Consider the following 2,189-nt stretch of genomic DNA (forward strand, 5'->3'; position numbering starts at 1 on the left):
CCACACCCCGTCCCGCCCCCGGAGAGGACCTTCCCAGTGACCGCGCTCAGCACCGAGGCCGCCGACTTCAGCTGGCTGCTCGACAACTTCGTCCGCTCCACCGCGGGCGTCCAGCACACGGTCGTGGTCTCCGCCGACGGCCTCCTCATGGCCATGTCCGACCGCCTCGACCGGGAATCCGGCGACCAGCTGTCGGCGATCGTCTCGGGCGTCTCGAGCCTGGCGCGCGGCGCCGCCCACCAGCTGCGCGCCGGCGACGTCCGCCAGGCGATCATCGAGATGGACGACTCGTTCTTCTTCCTGGTCAACATCTCCGACGGTTCCGTCCTCGCCGTCTCCGCCGAGGCGGGCTGCGACGTCGGCCTCATCGGCTACGAGATGGCCATGCTGGTGCAGCGCTGCGAGGCCGTCCTCACGCCGCAGCTCGTGTCGGAGATGCGCGCGGCGCTGCCCACCTCGGCCCCCGTCGCCTCGCTCAGGTGACGGCGGTGACCCTCCCCGGCGGCTCCGGCGTGGTCTCCGGCGACGGCCGGGCCCCCGACGAGCACGAGGTCGACGGCGCAGCGCAGGACCACCCGGAACCCGAGCACGTCGAGTTCGCCGTCCGCCCGTACACCCTGACGGGTGGCCGCACCCGCCCCTCCTCCGACGCCCTCCCGTTCGAGGCGCTCGTGGAGGCGGTCGCGGAACCCGTCGTGTCGATGACGCCCGAACGCCGGCGGATCCTCGAGCTCGCCCGGGACCAGTACGTCTCGATCGCGGAGCTGTCCGCGCACCTGCACCTGCCGCTCGGTGTGGTGCGCGTCGTCGTGGGCGACCTCGTCGAGGTCGGCGACGTCCGCGTCCACGGGGTCCGGCGCGCCACCACCAGCACCGAACCGTCGTCCACCATCAGCGTCCTGGAGAGTGTTCTGCATGGCATCTTCTCGCTCTGAGGCCAGGGCCACCGCCCCGGCGGAGGGCCCCGGCCTGACCGTCACCGGCCCGACCGTCGCGCCCACCGTCGTGAAGATCGTCGTCGCCGGCGGGTTCGCCGTCGGGAAGACGACGTTCATCGGCTCGATCTCCGACATCGAGCCGCTGCGCACCGAGGCCGCCATGACCGAGCACTCGGTCGGCGTCGACGACGCCGGGCTGAACTCCTCGCGCAAGACGTCGACGACCGTGGCCATGGACTTCGGCCGGATCGCCCTGCCCGGCAACCTGTGGCTGTACCTGTTCGGGACGCCGGGCCAGGACCGGTTCCTCTTCATGTGGGACGACCTCGTCAAGGGGGCGATCGGCGCCGTGGTGCTCGTCGACACCGACCGCCTCGACCAGTGCTTCCCGGCCGTGGACTACTTCGAGTCCCGCGGCATCCCCTTCGTCGTCGCCGTCAACTGCTTCGACGGCATCGCCCAGCACGACCTGGACGCCGTCCGCGAGGCGCTCGCCGTCCCCGCGCACGTGCCCCTCATCTACACCGACGCGCGCAGCCGGGCCGCGACCAAGCACGGGCTCATCACCCTCGTGCAGACGGCGCTCGCTCGGCTCACCGCGAACGCCTGACCGCAGTCCCCACCGCAGTCCGCTCCGCCCGCGCCGCGAGGCCGGCCCCCACCGGGGGCCGGCCTCGCGGCGTTTCAGGTCTGCGGGGGCGGTGCCGATGAAGGCTGTGGAGCAGTCAGACCCCCTGAACGCCTGAAGAGATCCGGAGCGGACCACATGGACGACATGGACGAGATCGTCCAGGAGTTCCTCGTCGAGAGCTACGAGAACCTGGACCAGCTGGACTCAGACCTCGTCGCGCTCGAGCAGCAGCCGGAGTCCCGCGAGCTGCTGTCCAGCGTGTTCCGCACCATCCACACCATCAAGGGCACCAGCGGGTTCCTGGCCTTCGGCCGCCTCGAGGCCGTCGCCCACGTCGGCGAGAACCTCCTGGCCCGCCTCCGCGACGGCCAGCTCGTCATGACCCCCAGCACCACCGACGTCCTGCTGCGCATGGTGGACACCGTCCGCGCGCTGCTCACCCGCATCGAGGAGACCGGCGTCGAGGGCGACGTCGAGGTCGACCTGGTCGTCACCGCGATCCGCGCCGTGCTGGACGGCGAGGAGCCCGTGCTCCCGCCCGTCGACGGCGCCGGTCACACCGCGGACGACGTGGTGGCTGCTCCCGCCGACCTGGTGCCCGCCGTCGTCGAGCCGGCGCA

General features: G+C 72.0%; 4 protein-coding genes. All 4 read left to right on the forward strand.

Annotated elements, in window-relative coordinates:
- Positions 1–36: 36 nt before the first annotated feature.
- Entirely contained in the window at positions 37–483 is a 447-nt protein-coding gene (locus GTR02_RS21360) for a roadblock/LC7 domain-containing protein (protein WP_166609481.1), read from the forward strand.
- 5 nt (positions 484–488) lie between these two features.
- The gene (locus GTR02_RS23565; RefSeq protein ID WP_338073975.1) at positions 489–935 is read left to right on the forward strand and encodes a DUF742 domain-containing protein; all 447 of its coding nucleotides are present in this window, start codon (positions 489–491) and stop codon (positions 933–935) included.
- On the forward strand, positions 916–1,548 hold the full coding sequence (locus GTR02_RS21370) for a GTP-binding protein (RefSeq protein ID WP_166609482.1): 633 nt from the start codon (positions 916–918) through the stop codon (positions 1,546–1,548). The genes GTR02_RS23565 and GTR02_RS21370 overlap by 20 nt, the downstream gene beginning before the upstream one ends.
- A 156-nt stretch (positions 1,549–1,704) precedes the next feature.
- Positions 1,705–2,189, forward strand: a 485-nt coding sequence (locus GTR02_RS21375; protein ID WP_205709774.1) for an Hpt domain-containing protein, incomplete at its 3' end; no start/stop codon positions are given.

The organism is Kineococcus siccus (genome assembly GCF_009906795.1).
Lineage (GTDB): Bacteria > Actinomycetota > Actinomycetes > Actinomycetales > Kineococcaceae > Kineococcus > Kineococcus siccus.

Bases quoted from the DNA above. Each gene is read 5' to 3' on its own strand.
- GTR02_RS21370 (WP_166609482.1), top strand. From the start codon at position 916: ATGGCATCTTCTCGCTCTGAGGCCAGGGCCACCGCCCCGGCGGAGGGC.